Genomic DNA, 15,727 nt, shown 5'->3' with positions numbered 1-15,727 from the left:
GATCGTCGCGAGACCGGAGGGAAAGCGGTCGATCCACCCTATGAACGCGGTCGCGTTCGGTGACGGTGCAAGATTTGCACGGCCTGTGCCAGAACCGCGCGTTGGCGGTTTTGTTGAAGTTCGATAGTTAACCCATGTTTGGCCGAATGTCGGTTTGTAAGAATATCCGACAGCCCGTCGTAGCCAAAGGGGGGCTTGTCATCGCTGGGTCGAGCCGCCATTTCGCATGCATGGCTGAGCATCCGACCGGTATCCCGATCCAGCTCGAGCCGCTTGTCGTTCGCGTGCTCGCGCCCAACCCCTCTCCCTACACCTATACCGGTACGCAAACGCACATTGTCGGCACGACCGATCTTGCCGTTATCGATCCCGGTCCCGACGATCCCGCCCACCTCGCCGCGTTGCGGCGCGCGATCGATGGCCGCCCGGTCAAGGCGATCGTCGTCACGCATCATCACCGCGATCACAGCCCCGCCACGCGTCCGCTCCAGTCGCTCACCGGCGCCCCGATCGTCGGCGCTGCACCGTTCGATCTCGCCGACGCGGGCGCGCGAGCAGACGCGTCATTCGATGCCGCCTACGCACCCAACCGCGTTCTTGCGGAGGGCGATACCGTCACCGGCACAGGCTGGACGCTGGAGGCGATCGCCACGCCCGGCCACACCTCGAACCACCTCGCCTTCGCACTCCCCGAGACGAAGGCGCTGTTCTCCGGCGATCATGTCATGGGCTGGTCGACGACGATCGTCTCGCCGCCCGATGGCAATATGACCGCGTACATGGCGAGCCTCGAAAAGCTGATGGGGCGCGACGACCGCATCTATTATCCGGGCCACGGCGAGGCGATCGACAAGCCGCAGCGGCTCGTCCGCGGGATGCTCGGCCACCGCAAGCAACGCGAAGGGCAGATCCTTCGCCTGCTCCGCGAGGGCGCGCGGCCGATCCCGGCGATGGTCGAGCGCATGTATGTCGGGCTCGGCCCACAACTCGTGCCCGCCGCCGAGCGATCGGTGCTGGCGCATCTGTACGACCTGCAAACCCGCGGACTGGTTATCGAGGAAGGCGAGACATGGCGAACGACAGCGTGACCGAACCCGTCCGCAAGAGCGGCGTGGCCCCGTTCCTGGCAAAGGCCGTCGGTGTCGTCTTGATCCTCGTCCTCGCAGGGCTGCTCGTGCTCTGGGGTGTGCAGCGCTACGTCAGCGACCGCCTAACGCCCGATCCGACGACGATCGCCAGCGCCAGCCTCGAAGGACTGCGCGAGCAGAACCGCCTGTCGGCGTTCGCCGCGCGCTACGTCGCGGTCGTCACCTCGAAACAGTCGCAGCTCGGCTTCACGACCGAGAAGACGCTGATCATGCCCGGCATGGTCCGGTACGAAGTCGACATGGCCAAGCTTACCCAGTCCGACGTCGCGTGGGATGGCAATTCGAAGACGCTGTCCGTGCGCTTGCCCGCCGTCGAAGCCGATGGCCCGCAGGTCGATCTCAACGCGGTCCGCGAATATGGTTCGGGCGGTGTGCTGACGACGTTCACCGATGCCGAGAAGCGCCTCGACGCCGCCAACCGCCGCGCCGGCCAGATCGAACTGATCCGCCAGGCGCGCGAACCCGCGATGATCAAGCTCGCGCGAGACGCGACGCGCCGTGCGGTCGAACGCAGTTTCGCGATGCCGCTGCGCGCTGCCGGGATCGATGCGACCGTCGCGGTACGCTTCGCCGACGAGCCGACCGCGAATACCGAACGCTGGGACACCTCGCGCTCGCTGCAGGACGTGCTAGGGAACCGCCCCTAGGGAACGGGCAACACTCGGGATACGACCATGGAATTGAACCAGAACTTCGCCGGCATCGACATCCGCGCCGAGATAGAGCGCCTCCGCAAGGAGAAGAACGCCGTCATCCTCGCGCATTACTACCAGAAGCCCGAGCTTCAGGATCTGGCCGATTTCGTCGGCGACAGTCTCGACCTCTCGCGCAAGGCCGCTGCCACCGACGCCGACGTCATCGCCTTCTGCGGCGTGCGCTTCATGGCCGAGACCGCCAAGATCCTGTCGCCGGACAAGATCGTCGTCCTGCCCGACATGGATGCCGGCTGCAGCCTGGAAGACAGCTGCCCGCCCGAGCAGTTCGCCGCCTTCCGCGCGAAGCATCCCGATCATATCGCGCTGACGTACATCAACTGCTCGACCGAGGTGAAGGCGCTCTCCGACATCATCGTCACCTCGTCGTCGGCGGACGCGATCCTCGCGCAGATCCCGCCCGAGCAGAAGATCATCTTCGGGCCCGACCGCAATCTCGGTGGTTACCTCGCGCGAAAGACCGGCCGCGACATGCTGCTCTGGCCGGGCGTGTGCATCGTCCACGAGGCGTTCAGCGAGACCGAGCTGATGAAGCTGAAGGCACAGCATCCCGGTGCGCCCGTCGTGGCGCATCCCGAATGCCCGCCGATCATCCTCGATCACGCGGATTATGTCGGCTCGACGCGCGGCATTCTCGATTACGCGCTGGCGATGCCCGGCGACACGCTGATCGTCGCGACCGAGCCGCACATCATCCACCAGATGGAAAAGGCGCTCCCGAACAAGCGCTTCATCGGGGCGCCGGGGGCGGATGGCAACTGTAACTGCAACATCTGCCCGTACATGGCGCTCAACACGCTGGAAAAGCTGTATGTCGCGCTGCGCGATCTGTCGCCGCGGATCGAGATCGAGGAGGGATTGCGCATCCAGGCGAAGAAGAGCCTCGACCGGATGCTGGAAATGGCGTCGAACACCGTCGGCCAAGGCGATCTCGGACCGAAGTGACGCGTCCGGGCTGGCTAATGGCCGGCCCCTTCGCCTGTGAGGCTGGTCGATCGCCGGCGCAGCCGGCTGCGGTCAGTCGGCGGCGGTGTCGATCCCGAGCTGGGCGCGCGCCTGATCGATATGGATCGCGGCGATCGGCAACTGGAGCGCATCGGCGAGCATCAGGGCCTCGTCCAGCAGGGCGCTCAGGCGTGCGGTATCGGCGATCGTCTTGGCAGGCATACAAACTTCCTCGGGTATCGGTCGTGCAACTTGCGCCGGATCGATTGGTTCCGTCCCATCTGAAATATTTTCATCGCGTGGCGGCATCGTAATTCGCTGTCCCCGCAAGCGGTTTTTTGGCACCGGCGCTCGCATGACCGTACGGCAATTTCTGGGAGACTTCAGGTGAACGCAGCATTGCCCGAATCCTTCGACCTCGAGGCGTTCGTCGCGGCCACGCTGGCCGAGGATCTCGGGACGATCGGCGACATCACGTCCGCGGCCGTGATCCCCGCCGACGCACGGTTCACCGGGGTGATGGACAGCCGCGATCCGATCGTCGTCGCCGGGCTCGATCTCGCCGAGGCGTTCTTCCGCGCGCTCGACCCCGACGTGCGGATCGAGCGTCTCGTCGAGGACGGCCAGCGCGTTTCGGCCGGCACCGACCTGATGCGGCTCGAAGGGGCAGGGCGGGCGATGCTTACGGCCGAACGGAGCGCGCTCAACACCGTCCAGCATTTGTCGGGCATCGCGACGATGACCCGCCTCTATGTCGACGCGATCGCCGGCACCGGTGCGATCCTGCTCGACACGCGCAAAACCATCCCCGGCCTGCGCGTGCTGGAGAAATACGCGACCCGGATGGGTGGCGCGCAGAATCACCGGATGGGGCTGTGGGATGCGGCGATGATCAAGGACAATCACGTCGCGGTCGCGGGCGGCGTCGCGGAGGCGGTGCGCCGCGCGAAGGATGCGGGGATCGCGCATATCATCGTCGAGGTCGACAGCGTCGACCAGATCGAGCCTGCGCTCGCGGCGGGCGCGACGCACCTCCTGCTCGACAACATGGCGCCGGCGACGTTGCGCGGCGCGGTGACGTTGGTCGGCGGGCGCGTGCCGACCGAGGCGTCGGGCGGCGTCACCCTCGACACGATCCGCGCGATCGCCGAGACCGGCGTCACCTATGTATCGGTCGGCCGCTTGACGCAGTCGGCACCCGCGGCGGATATAGGCCTGGACTTTACGACCGCCGGATAGCCCCGCCAGATCCGGCGCGGGTCTTCAGGCGGCCGCGTCGGGGAGCAGGATCATGATCAGGCCGGATGCCATCGTTCGCTACGAGCGGCTGTATTGGGCCGCGTTCGTGCTGGATACGGTCGTCACCGCGATGACCTGGACGCAGCGCGAGGCGATCGTCACCGCCTATCCGGTGCTCGCCAAGGCGACCTGGATATTGCCGACGTTCCAGGCCATCGGGATCGCGGTGACCGTCCTGCTCTGGTACTTCACCGCGCGCGCGCCGAGCGTCGTGGCGAAGTGGGTCGTCGTCGTCCTCGCCGCCTTGTCGACGCTGACCGCGATCCAGCCTCTGGCAGCGCTCGCCAACGGCAGTGCGACGCTGGGCACCACGTCGATCCTTTCGTTGATCGCGACGGCGCTCTACGTCGCGGCGGCCGTCCACTTGTTCCAGCCCGGTAGCAAAATCTGGTTCGCGAAGGACGCGGACCTCGACACATATGCCGATCGCGACATCGGGCCTCCTATCGATTCCGCGCCTCCTGCCAAGACCGACAAGGGAAACGTCGCATGATCTCCAGACTGATCCTGGCCACCGCGGCGATCGTCCTGCCAAGCGTCGTGCAGGCGCAGGCCTATCAATGCTCGACCCCGGCATCGATCGAGCGGGTCCGCCCGGACCTGCCGTCGGAAAGCCAGCCGAAGCGGGATATCCCGATCGGCAGCTACACGCTCGCCATCACTTGGGCGCCGCAATATTGCCGCGACAATGGCGATCGCACCGGGTCGACGTTCCAGTGCGGCGCGGGCAACCGGTTCGGCTTCACGTTGCACGGGCTCTGGCCCGATGGCGTCGGCAAGGACTGGCCGCAATATTGTCACGACGCGGAGTTCGTGCCGCCGCCGGTGATCCGTGCCCACCTGTGCACCACGCCGTCCGCGCAATTGCTCCAGCACGAATGGGCCAAGCATGGCACCTGCATGCCCGGATACCGTCCTGCCAAGTATTTCAACCAGTCGGCCGGGCTGTACGGCAAGCTCCGCTATCCGGACATGGACGCATTGTCGCGCACGCCGCTGACCGCCGGTCGGTTCGCCGCAGCTATGGCCGGTGCGAACCCGGGCCTGAAGGCGGACATGATGCGCGTCACCGCAACCAAGCAGGGCTGGCTCGACGAGGTCTGGATCTGCCTTGACCGCCGCTTCCGGTATCGTCGTTGCCCGGTGCATCAGGGCGGACTGAACCCAAGCGCGCCGCTGCAGGTCTGGCGCGGCAGTCGGTAATCGCCAGCGGGCAGGTACGGGCGTAGCGCGATAAAAGCGCTACCCCGCATCCCGGTCGTGCCGACCAGCCACCGGATAGTCCGTCCGGAGCGGATCGAGGGCGCGTATCGAACCCTGGGTTCCGCGCGCCAACCCTTCCTTCGATACGCCGTCTCGATACGCCGCCTGTCGCGACTATTTGACGGCTACTAGGGACGAACGGGGGGAAAGGAGGCCCGCTACCTCCGGTCCTTCAGCCAGACCAGCACAGCCGCGAGCACGCCGACGCCGGTCCCGATCAGAAACCCCGGCGTGGCCTGCCCGATCGCAAAGCCGAGCCCCGCACCACCCAGCATGCCGAGCGCGACGAGAAACCCGCCCGCAGCGCTCGGGTCCTTGTGGGGGGGAAGGGTGTCGCGGGAAGTCGGGTCGGCCATTGCCCCGTCCTGCCACGCGCTGCCGTGGGATGCCAGTCGCCCGGCGTTGGCCGATGCCGACAACTCGGCGTAGCGCGGCGTCAGTATCGCTCCCTCGTCGCGATACGGCATGCCGCCATCGAAAGTCCGCGACGCTCGGCCACCACCTGCGCGCCAATGAAACGTGGCGGAAATACGGCGTTAGATACTGTTCCGCAACGACAAGCCCGGCTAGGAGCCGGACATGGTGTTCCGCGTCGGGCGAGCCGGGCCGGCCGCCGCCTTTTTCGTTCTGACGACCGCGGGTGCCACCGTGTCCTCCGCAGGCGCGCAAACCGCGCCCCCGCCTGCACAGGCTCCCGCCGCGCCGTCGACGGACACGCCGATGTCGCTAGATCCCAATTCGCCGCTTGCCGCGTTGCCGGATATCGGCGTGGCGTGGCCCGATCTCGCGACTGCGCCGATGGACCCGGCCGCGACCATCGCCGCCGTCGATGCGAATGCCGAAAGCCGCTACGCCTGGCGGATCGACGGTATCGACGGCATCAACGATGCGTTGTTGCGGCAACGGTTTGCCCAGCTGTCGACGCTCGATGCGAACGATCACCAGGCCGCCAATGCCGCCCAGCTCGATCGTCGCGCCCGCGAGGATGCCGACCTGCTCAACAGCCTGCTCCGCGCGGAGGGCTATTACGACGCCAACGTGGTGACGCGAGTCGAGCCCGGCGCGAAACCGATGGTCGTCTTGTCCGCGACTCCCGGCACGCTCTACACGTTCAAGGGCGTGACGATCGATGGCATCGCGGCAGCGGGCGACAAGGCGCCTGGGCTGACGACCGCGTTCGGCGTCAAGCCCGAGGATCCGGTCAATTCCGACGCGATCGTCGCCGGGCAAGCCAAGCTGACGACGCAGATCGGGCGCGAAGGCTTTCCGTTCGCCAAGGTCGGCGATCCGGCGATCGTCGTCGACCATGCCACCCGTACCGCGACGCTCGACCTGTCGGTCCAGCCCGGCGGCGCGCGCAAGTTCGGGCAGATCGTCGCACGACCCGGCAACCGCGTGTTCGGCGCGGACCACGTCGCGGAGATTGCGCGATTTTCGCCGGGCGACCTCTACGATGCTGCGAAGCTGGACGATCTCCGCCGTGCGCTGATCCAGACCAGCCTCGTCTCCGCGGTCGATCTCAAGCCGGTGCAGGGTGCGACCCCCGATACCGTCGACATCGCCGTGAAACTCGATCCCGCGCCGCCGCATACCGTGGCCGGCGAACTCGGCTACGGTACGGGCGAAGGCGCGCGCGCGGAACTGAGCTGGACGCACCGCAACCTGTTTCCGCCCGAGGGCGCGCTGACGCTGCGCGGCGTGCTGGGGACGCAGGAACAGCTCGGCTCGATCGTCTTCCGTCGCAACAATTTCGAGGCGCGCGACCGGGTGCTGACGCTCCAGGCGTCCGCCGCGCATACCAATCGCGATGCGTATGACGCGAAGACCTATACGCTGGCGGGCAGCCTTGAGCGGCAGACCAACATCTTCTTCCAGAAAACCTGGACGTGGTCGGTCGGTGCCGAACTGCTTGCGTCGGACGAGCGCGACGTGATCCTGTCGACCGGCGCACCACGCCGACGGACGTTCTTCATCGGCGCGCTGCCGACGAGCCTCAACTACGACGGGTCGGACGATCTGCTCAACCCGACCAAGGGCTTCCGCCTCGGCGGCCGGCTCAGCCCCGAAGTCTCGTTGCAGGGCTCGGTGTTCGGTTATGCCCGCACCCAGTTCGACGGCAGCGTGTATCAACCGTTCGGCAACCGGGTGGTGCTCGCCGCCCGAACCCGGCTCGGCACCATCGTCGGCGCCCCGCGCGATCAGGTCGCACCATCACGCCGCTTCTATGCAGGCGGCGGCGCCTCGGTGCGTGGCTACGGCTATCAGGCGATCGGCCCGCGCGATCCCAACAACGACCCGATCGGCGGCCGCAGCCTGACCGAATTTTCGATCGAGGCCCGCGTGCGCGTCTTCGGCAGCTTCGGGATCGTGCCGTTCCTCGACGCGGGCAATATCTACACGTCGCCGCTGCCGAAGTTCACCGGGCTGCAATACGGCACCGGGATCGGCGTGCGCTATTATTCGAACTTCGGCCCGATCCGCCTCGACGTCGGTACCCCGATCAACCCGCAGCCGGGCGATAGCCGCATCGCCGTCTACGTTTCGCTGGGGCAGGCGTTTTGACCGAGGACGTCGTCCTGCCCAAACGCCGTATCGCATGGTGGCGCTGGATCGTCGGCGCGGTCATGGCGCTGCTCGCGATCGTCGGCGCGGCGTTGCTGATCGTCGACACCGATATCGGCCACCGTTTCGTCGCGGACCGGATCGCGGCGATCAAGACGGCCAACGGCCTGCGCTTCACGGTCGGTCGGATCGATGGCTCGCTGTACGGTGATACGCGGCTGACCGATCTCCGCGTGTACGATCTTGAAGGACTCGTCTTCCAGGCGCCCAACGTCACGCTCGACTGGTCGCCGTTCGACTGGTTCTCGAACCGGCTGGAGATCCGCCGGTTGATCGTCGATCGCGCGATCCTGACGCACACGCCGCGGACCCGATCGTCGAAGACGCGCGGCCCGATCCTGCCCGATTTCGACATCCATATCGGCAAGCTTTCGGTCGGTCGGCTGACGCTCGCCAGGCGCGTGCTGGGAACGCAGCGGATCGGCACGCTCGAAGGGCGTGCGGATATTCGCTCGGGTCGAGCGCTGGTCGACCTCAAGGCACGCATTGCCGGCAGCGACGATCTGAAGCTCCGGATCGACGCCGAGCCCGCGCGCGACCGGTTCGACATCGATGTCGCCGCGAACGGCGCCGCGAACGGCGTGCTCGCGCGGATGGTGAAGGCGAAGGGCCCGGTCGCGCTCGCGGTTACCGGCGACGGCAGCTGGGCGAAGTGGAACGGCCGCGCGAACGGCAAGGTCGGGACGACGCGCGTCGTCGATCTCGCGCTCGCGCAGGTCGCCGGCCGCTACACGCTGTCCGGCACGCTTACGCCGTCGTCGCTGCTCAAGGGGCGGCTGCAGCGGCTGACGACGCCGCGCATCCTCGTCAACGGCAGTGCCGGGTTCGCCGACCGCCGTCTCGAAGGTCAGCTCTCGCTGCGCACGCCCGCGCTGGCGATCGACACGACCGGGATCGTCGATCTCGGTGCGAACGCGTATCGTGACGTCCGGATCAAGGCACGACTGCTGCGGCCGCCGGCGTTGTTCGACAACATGACCGGCAACATGGTCGAATTGCGCGCGATCCTGGACGGCCCGTTCGCGACCGCGGCGTTCGATTATCGCCTCGACGCCAGCCGGTTCGCATTCGACCAGACCGGGTTCGAGAATGCGCACGCCGCTGGCAAGGGCCGGTTATCCGCAGCGCCCGTCACCGTCCCGATCCGCTTCACCGCCGCGCGCGTCACCGGCGTGGGTACCGTCGCGGGCGGGATCCTGCGCAACCTGTCGGTCGACGGCCTGCTCCGCGTGACGCCGACGCTGCTCACCGGCGACGCGCTCAGGCTTCGCTCCGACAAACTCACCGGCAGCATCAATCTCGCGGTCGATCTGCGCAACGGCCAGTTCGAGGTCGGCATCAACGGCGGGCTCGGCCGCTATCTGATCCCCGGTCTCGGCATCGTCGACGTCAAGTCCACGCTGCGCGTCGTCCCCGGCCCGAACCGCAAGGGCACGCGCGTGATCGGGCAGGGCAGCGCGCAGATGGTGCGGCTCGACAACGCTTTCTTCCGCAGCCTCGCGGGCGGGTTGCCGCGGATCACGACCAACCTCGAACGCACCACCGACGGCGTGCTGCACTTCACCGACCTCGTGCTCACCGCGCCGCAGATCCGGTTGACCGGCAATGGCTATCGTCGGCGCGACGGGACTTTCCATTTCGAGGGGGGCGGGCGCCAGCAGACTTACGGCCCGGTGACGCTCAAACTCGACGGCCAGATCGAGAAGCCGACGCTCGACCTCGTCTTCGCCAGCCCTAACGCGACGCTCGGGCTGTCGAACGTCCGCGCGCATCTCGATCCGACGCCGCAGGGCTTCGCGTTCACCGCGGCGGGCGGATCGCGGCTCGGGCCGTTCACCACCAACGGCGCGATCCTGTTGCCGCCGGGCGCCGATGCGACGATCGCGATCGCGGCGCTGAACGTCGCGGGAACGCGGGCGAGCGGCAACATCGCGGTGGTCGATGGCGGCTTTAACGGGCGGCTGGAGGTTGCGGGGGGCGGTATCTTGGGCGAACTCCTGTTCCGCCCGGTCGGGACCGTCCAGCGCATCGAAGGGCATCTCGCCGCCAGGGCCGCGACGCTCGACACCGTTGCGTTGCGCTCGGGCAAGCTCGATTTCGTCACGCTGCTCGACCCGGCCGGCACCTCGATCGAGGCGACCGCGACCGGCCTCGGCTTGCGTCGCGGCGCGCTCAGCCTCGCGCGGTTCAACGGCTCCGCATCGCTGCGCGGCGGCGTCGGCACGATCAAGGCGTCGATCGCCGGCTCCCGCGGCCGCGCGTTCGATATCCAGAGCGTCACGCAGGTGACCGCCGCCAGCTACGCGATCTCCGCGCAAGGCACGCTCGACGGCCGCCCACTGAAACTACTCACTCCAGCAGTTTTGACCCAAGAAGACGACGGTTGGCATCTCGCGCTGACCAAGCTCAGCTTCTCGGGCGGCGAGGCCCAGGTCGGCGGCCGCTTCACCGCCGCCAGCACCGCGATCGACGCCAGCTTGACCCGGATGCCGCTCGCGATCCTCGACATCGCCTATCCCGGACTCGGTCTCAGCGGCAGCGCCTCGGGCAGCTTCACTATCGCGACCGCGAATGGTGCAGCCCCGACCGGCAAGGCGAACGTGACGATCCGCGGGCTCAGTCGCGCCGGCCTCGTCCTGTCTTCGCGCCCGATCGACGTCGGCGTCGCGGCGGTGCTGTCGCCCGACAAGCTCGGCCTGCGCGCGGTGATTGCTTCCGCCGGCAAGACGATCGGCCGTGCTCAGGCGCAGCTTGCGCCACTGGGGCAGGGGGACTTGGCGGCCCGGATCAGCAACGCACGCCTGTTCGGACAACTTCGCTACAGCGGCCCGGCCGACACACTCTGGCGCCTCACCGGGGTCGAGCTGTTCGACCTGTCCGGCCCGGTCGCGATCGGTGCGGACGTCGTCGGCACGCTCGCCAACCCGACCTTGCGCGGCGTCGTCCAGGCCAACGGCGCGCGGATCGAGAGCGCCACCACCGGCACCGTCCTCACCAACGTCCAGGCGACCGGCCGGTTCGGCGGCTCGCGGCTCGTGATCGACCGGTTCGGCGCGGACGCGGGCAAGGGCGGGCGCGTCACCGGTAGTGGCCAGTTCGAGTTCGCCGCCGCCGCCGGGATCGGACTCGACCTCACGCTGCAGGCCGACAAGGCGGTGATGATCAACCGCGACGACATCGGCGCGACCGTCTCCGGCCCGCTGACGTTCAAGTCGAACGGCTCGGGCGGCACGATCGCGGGCGATGTCGTGCTCGACAAGAGCCGCTACCGCCTCGGCCAGGCCACCGCTGCCAGTGCCGTCCCCCAGCTCAACATCCGCGAAATCAACCTGCCCGACGGCGGCGAGGAGACCGTCGCTCGAACCAAGCCCTGGACACTCGCAATCAAGGCCCGCGCCCCAAACCAGGTGATGGTCAGCGGCCTCGGCCTCACCAGCGAATGGTCCGCCAACCTTCAGATCGCCGGCCAGCCCGAGAACCCGGCGATCACCGGCCGCGCGACGCTGATCCGCGGCGACTACGAGTTCGCCGGGCGGCAGTTCGAGTTGGCGCGCGGCGTGATCCGCTTCGACGGGCAAGTCCCGGCGAACCCGGCTTTGGATATCGAGGCGAATGCGGACTCGACGGGCCTGAGCGCATCGATCCGCGTCACCGGCTACGCGCTGAAACCCGAGATCGGCTTCACCAGCACGCCAGCCTTGCCCGAGGACGAACTGCTCTCGCGGCTGCTGTTCGGCACCTCGATTACGAACCTGTCCGCGCCCGAAGCGTTGCAACTCGCAGCGGCAGTCGCGGCGTTGCAGGGCGGCGGCAGCGGCCTAAACCCGATCAACGCGGTGCGCCGCGCCGCCGGGCTCGACCGCCTGCGCATCCTCCCCGCCGATCCGCAGACCGGACAGGGCACCTCGATCGCGGCGGGCAAATACGTCACGCGGCGCCTGTATGCGGAGATCGTCACCGACGGTCAGGGCTATTCCGCCACGCAGGTCGAGTTCCAGGTCACGCGCTGGCTGTCATTGCTGTCGAGCATCTCCACGCTCGGCCGGCAGAGCGCTAACGTCCGTGTCTCGAAAGATTATTGAAGGATGATCGCGCACGCCGGTTTCGCTAGGAAGAACCCATGAAGCCCGTCATCTTCGGCCTGTCCGGCCCTGTCCTCACCCCTGCCGAATGCGCGTTCTTCGCCGAGTGCGAACCCGCCGGCTACATCCTGTTCAAGCGCAACATCGTCGATCGCACCCAAGTCCGGGCGCTGACGGATTCGCTTCGTGCGCTTGCCGGACGCGACGACCTGGCGATCCTGATCGACCAGGAGGGCGGCCGCGTCGCGCGGATGGGGTCGCCCGAATGGCTCGCATTCCCCGCTGGCCCGGTGTTCGATGCAGCCTATGAACGCGCACCGATGACCGCGATCCAGGCGGCACGAGCGAATGCGCAGGCGCTTGGCGTAATGCTCAGCGAGGTTGGGATCACCGTCGACTGTCTCCCGCTGCTCGACGTGTCGCAGCCCGATACCACCGAAGCCGTCGCCTCACGCACGTTCGGCTCCGATCCGATGCGCGTCGCAGCCCTCGGCCGCGCAACGCTGGAAGGGCTGGCGGAAGGCGGCGTGGTCGGTGTCGTCAAGCACATGCCCGGCCACGGCCGCGCCAAGGTCGACACGCACCACCACCTCCCGACCGTCACCGCGACCGACGCTGACCTCGAAATCGACATCGAACCGTTCCGCACGCTCAACCACGCGCCGATGGGCATGACGTCGCACATCGTCTTCGACGCCTGGGATGCCGACCGCCCCGCGACGCTGTCGCCGATCGTGATCGACGAGATCATCCGTCGACGGATCGGCTTCGACGGCCTCCTGATGACCGACGACATCGACATGAAGGCGTTGTCCGGCACCGCCAGCGACAAGGCGGCGGGCGCGATCGCTGCCGGGTGTGATCTGGTACTCGATTGCTGGGCGCGGATGGACGAGATGGTCGAGATCGCCGGGCGACTGGGGGAAATCTCGGAGGCGTCGCGCGCGAGGCTCGATCGGGCGATGGCGTCGGTCGGCGGGTCCAAGGGTGACTTCGCGGAACTGATCGCTACGCGAGACGCGCTACTCGCCAGCGCTTAACTCCCGAACTTCCGTTCGTCCTGAGTAGCTGCTGAGCTTGTCGAAGCGGCGTATCGAAGGACAGGTTGGCGCGGGGAACCTGTGCTTCGATACGCCCCTTCGGTACGGCTCTGCGAGCCTACTCAGTCGCTACTCAGCACGAACGGAATGGGGATGCGAACGGTCACGAGTTCCCCCGTCACCCCAACCCCCGAGCCCGCTCATCCCTGCCCAACGTCAGCACCTCGACCCCGCCGCGCGTCACTGCCACCGTATGCTCGAACTGCGCCGAAAGCTTGCCGTCGTCGGTGACCACCGTCCACCCGTCATCCTCGGTCGACACCTTGCGCGTCCCTTGGTTGATCATCGGCTCGATCGTGAACACCATCCCCTCGCGCAGCGTCATGCCGGTCCCCGCGCGCCCGAAATTGAGCACCTGCGGCTCCTCGTGCATCTCCCGACCGATGCCGTGCCCGCAATAGTCGCGTACCACCGCATAGCCGTGCTTCTTTGCGTGGCGCTCGATCGCGAAGCCGATATCGCCGAGATGCGCGCCCGCCCGGACCTGCCGGATACCCTGCCACACCGCCTCCTGCGCGACCCGCACGAGGCGCTTCGCAGCGGGCGGAACGGTGCCTACCATATACGTCTTGCTCGAATCGGCGATGAAGCCGTTCTTTTCCAGCGTGATGTCCAGATTGACGATGTCGCCGTTGCGGATGACGTCGCGAGCGTTGGGTACTCCGTGGCAGACGACGTGGTTGATCGAGCTGTTCAGGACGTATTCGAAGCCATATTGCCCCTTGCTCGCGGGCCGGGCGGCGAGGTCTTCGGTAATGTAGCGATCGACCATGTCGTTGACCTGCAACGTCGACAGCCCCGCCAGCTCCTGCTCGTCAAGCATCTCGAACACCGACGCCAGCAAGGCGCCCGATACGCGCATCAGTGCCAGCTCTGCCGGCGTCTTCACCATCTCAGGCTGCCGTTTTGTCGGCAACGCGCACCGACGCGGCGGCGAGTTGCGCGGTGACGATATCGTTGAACGACAGCGTCGGGTTGGCCTCGGCGAGCATGCCGATCTTCATCCAGAACTCCGCCTGCGCATTGATCGACCGGCACAGCACCTGGCTCGCCCGCCGCGCATCCTCGTGCAGCGCGTCGTCGATCTTCACGATACCCATGCAAGCTTCGCATTCACCTTCGTCATATGAAACGTATATGGTTCATATGGTCCGTCGTCAAACGTGGAGGGTGGATGCCCGGCAGCGCGCGCTGTAGCGTCCGGCGATGGACGACGTGCAACTGACCCTGGATCTCGACGGATGGGAGGGGCCGCTCGATCTGCTGCTCTCGCTCGCGCGGGGGCAGAAGGTCGATCTGCGCAAGATCTCGATCCTCGCACTGGTCGAGCAGTATCTGGCGTACGTCGACTCCGCCCGTGCGTTGAAGCTCGAACTCGCCGCGGACTATCTCGTGATGGCGGCATGGCTCGCCTATCTGAAGTCGGCATTGCTCCTGCCGCGCGACCCTCTCGCCGAGCCCGATCCCGAGGAACTCGCGCTGCGGCTCCAACTGAGGCTCGAACGCCTGAGTGCGATGCGCGAGGCCGGTGCGCGGCTGATGGCGCGGGACCGGACCGGGCGCGACGTGTTCCTGCGCGGCGCACCTGAGGGGCTGCGGACGGTGCGCAAGGCCGCATGGCAGGCCGAGATCTTCGACGTGATCGCCGCGTACGGCCGCATTTCCGCGCGGACGCGGCCGGTGATGCACGTCGTCGCCGATCGCGAGGTGATGACGCTGGAGACGGCGCTGGAGCGCGTGTCGATGCTGGTCGGCGAGCGGATCGACTGGAGCGTGATCGAAAGCTTCCTCCCGGAGGCGGGCGAGCGGTTGCGGAGATCGGCGCTCGCGTCGAGCTTCGTCGCGGCACTCGAACTCGCGCGGCAGGGGAAGATCGAACTGCGCCAGGCGTCGCCCTTCGCGCCGCTGTATCTGAGAGCCCGCGCGTGACCCCGCCCGACGATTTCACCCGCGCCGTCGAGGCGGTGCTGTTCGCGGCCGAGACTCCGCTGACGCTCGACGCGATTCGCGCGCATGTCGGCAGCGGCGACGTCCGCGCCGCGCTCGATCAGCTAACGGCCGACTATGCCGGTCGCGGCATCGCCATCGTCCGACGCGGCGAGCGCTGGCAGTTCCAGACCGCACCGGACATGGCGCACATGCTCCGCCGCGACCGCGAGGAACCGCGCAAGCTCAGCCGCGCCGGGATCGAGACGCTGGCGATCATCGCTTACCACGAGCCCGTGACCCGCGCGGAAATCGAGGCGATTCGCGGGGTGCAGATCTCGAAGGGGACGCTCGACGTCCTGATGGAAGCGGGCTGGGTGAAGCCGGCCGGGCGGCGCGAAGTGCCGGGACGCCCGCTGATGTTCGCGACGACCCCTGCCTTCCTCGTCCATTTCGGCCTCCAGAGCCGCCGCGACCTGCCCGGAATCGACGATCTGCGCGCTGCTGGCCTTCTCGATCCGGTCGATCTGGCCTTCGATCGCCTCGAAGATGGCGACGATCGTGAGGGCGACGGCGTCGAGGATGGTGAGATCGCTGGCAAAGCGGCAGGATGAGGCTTAGATAGGGTT

At 67.4% G+C, this 15,727-nt stretch carries 15 protein-coding genes; 11 read left to right on the top strand and 4 right to left on the bottom strand.

Annotated features, from left to right (window positions below):
* Positions 1–230: 230 nt before the first annotated feature.
* From BM244_RS14610 to nadA, 3 genes are read left to right on the top strand one after another with little or no spacing between them, the layout of a single operon-like run.
* The gene (locus tag BM244_RS14610) at positions 231–1,088 is read left to right on the top strand and encodes an MBL fold metallo-hydrolase (RefSeq protein ID WP_093399656.1); all 858 of its coding nucleotides are present in this window, start codon (positions 231–233) and stop codon (positions 1,086–1,088) included.
* Positions 1,070–1,795, top strand: coding sequence for a DUF4230 domain-containing protein (locus tag BM244_RS14605; RefSeq protein ID WP_093399655.1), 726 nt, complete (start codon positions 1,070–1,072; stop codon positions 1,793–1,795). Before BM244_RS14610 ends, BM244_RS14605 begins: the two co-directional genes overlap by 19 nt.
* 27 nt (positions 1,796–1,822) lie before the next feature.
* Positions 1,823–2,806 carry a quinolinate synthase NadA gene (nadA, locus tag BM244_RS14600; RefSeq protein WP_093399654.1) on the top strand — a complete coding sequence of 328 codons (984 nt, stop codon included), beginning with the start codon at positions 1,823–1,825 and terminating at the stop codon, positions 2,804–2,806.
* 72 nt (positions 2,807–2,878) lie between these two features.
* Here the strand turns inward: nadA and BM244_RS23140 are convergent, their stop codons facing one another.
* A complete protein-coding gene (locus BM244_RS23140) occupies positions 2,879–3,028 on the bottom strand; it encodes a hypothetical protein (RefSeq protein WP_175518218.1) in 150 nt (49 codons plus the stop codon).
* Between the two features lie 165 nt (positions 3,029–3,193).
* Here BM244_RS23140 and nadC point away from each other — a divergent pair, with 165 nt between their 5' ends.
* The 3 genes from nadC to BM244_RS14585 are packed head-to-tail and all read left to right on the top strand — an operon-like array spanning position 3,194 to position 5,308.
* Positions 3,194–4,045 (top strand): carboxylating nicotinate-nucleotide diphosphorylase, encoded by an 852-nt coding sequence (nadC, locus tag BM244_RS14595; RefSeq protein WP_093399653.1) that lies wholly within the window; start codon positions 3,194–3,196, stop codon positions 4,043–4,045.
* A 52-nt stretch (positions 4,046–4,097) separates the two neighbouring features.
* The gene (locus BM244_RS14590) at positions 4,098–4,598 is read left to right on the top strand and encodes a hypothetical protein (protein WP_093399652.1); all 501 of its coding nucleotides are present in this window, start codon (positions 4,098–4,100) and stop codon (positions 4,596–4,598) included.
* Positions 4,595–5,308 carry a ribonuclease T2 family protein gene (locus tag BM244_RS14585; protein ID WP_093399651.1) on the top strand — a complete coding sequence of 238 codons (714 nt, stop codon included), beginning with the start codon at positions 4,595–4,597 and terminating at the stop codon, positions 5,306–5,308. Before BM244_RS14590 ends, BM244_RS14585 begins: the two co-directional genes overlap by 4 nt.
* 218 nt (positions 5,309–5,526) lie before the next feature.
* Here BM244_RS14585 and BM244_RS23600 read toward each other — a convergent pair whose 3' ends face one another.
* Positions 5,527–5,835 carry a hypothetical protein gene (locus BM244_RS23600; protein WP_139226943.1) on the bottom strand — a complete coding sequence of 103 codons (309 nt, stop codon included), beginning with the start codon at positions 5,833–5,835 and terminating at the stop codon, positions 5,527–5,529.
* Between the two features lie 112 nt (positions 5,836–5,947).
* On the opposite strand from BM244_RS23600, the gene BM244_RS14575 reads away from it, so the two are divergent.
* From BM244_RS14575 to BM244_RS14565, 3 genes are all read left to right on the top strand, one after another.
* Positions 5,948–7,930, top strand: a complete 1,983-nt coding sequence (locus tag BM244_RS14575) for an autotransporter assembly complex protein TamA (protein ID WP_093399650.1) — start codon at positions 5,948–5,950, stop codon at positions 7,928–7,930.
* A gap of 62 nt (positions 7,931–7,992) precedes the next feature.
* Positions 7,993–12,072, top strand: a complete 4,080-nt coding sequence (locus tag BM244_RS14570) for a translocation/assembly module TamB domain-containing protein (protein ID WP_093400033.1) — start codon at positions 7,993–7,995, stop codon at positions 12,070–12,072.
* 38 nt (positions 12,073–12,110) lie between these two features.
* Positions 12,111–13,112, top strand: a complete 1,002-nt coding sequence (locus BM244_RS14565) for a glycoside hydrolase family 3 N-terminal domain-containing protein (RefSeq protein WP_093399649.1) — start codon at positions 12,111–12,113, stop codon at positions 13,110–13,112.
* Positions 13,113–13,290: 178 nt separating this feature from the next.
* On the opposite strand, the gene map is transcribed toward BM244_RS14565, so the two are convergent.
* Together map and BM244_RS14555 are read right to left on the bottom strand one after the other, a co-directional pair.
* The gene (map, locus tag BM244_RS14560) at positions 13,291–14,064 is read right to left on the bottom strand and encodes a type I methionyl aminopeptidase (protein WP_093399648.1); all 774 of its coding nucleotides are present in this window, start codon (positions 14,062–14,064) and stop codon (positions 13,291–13,293) included.
* Between the two features lies 1 nt (position 14,065).
* The gene (locus BM244_RS14555; protein ID WP_056055789.1) at positions 14,066–14,272 is read right to left on the bottom strand and encodes a ParD-like family protein; all 207 of its coding nucleotides are present in this window, start codon (positions 14,270–14,272) and stop codon (positions 14,066–14,068) included.
* A 106-nt stretch (positions 14,273–14,378) separates the two neighbouring features.
* Between BM244_RS14555 and BM244_RS14550 the strand changes: the two genes are divergently transcribed.
* The gene (locus BM244_RS14550; protein ID WP_093399647.1) at positions 14,379–15,101 is read left to right on the top strand and encodes a segregation and condensation protein A; all 723 of its coding nucleotides are present in this window, start codon (positions 14,379–14,381) and stop codon (positions 15,099–15,101) included.
* A complete protein-coding gene (scpB, locus tag BM244_RS14545) occupies positions 15,098–15,712 on the top strand; it encodes an SMC-Scp complex subunit ScpB (RefSeq protein ID WP_093399646.1) in 615 nt (204 codons plus the stop codon). Before BM244_RS14550 ends, scpB begins: the two co-directional genes overlap by 4 nt.
* Positions 15,713–15,727 lie beyond the last annotated feature (15 nt).

It is taken from the genome of Sphingomonas sp. OK281 (genome assembly GCF_900115295.1).
Taxonomy (GTDB): domain Bacteria; phylum Pseudomonadota; class Alphaproteobacteria; order Sphingomonadales; family Sphingomonadaceae; genus Sphingomonas.
This window is presented reverse-complemented; position numbering and strand designations above follow the sequence as displayed.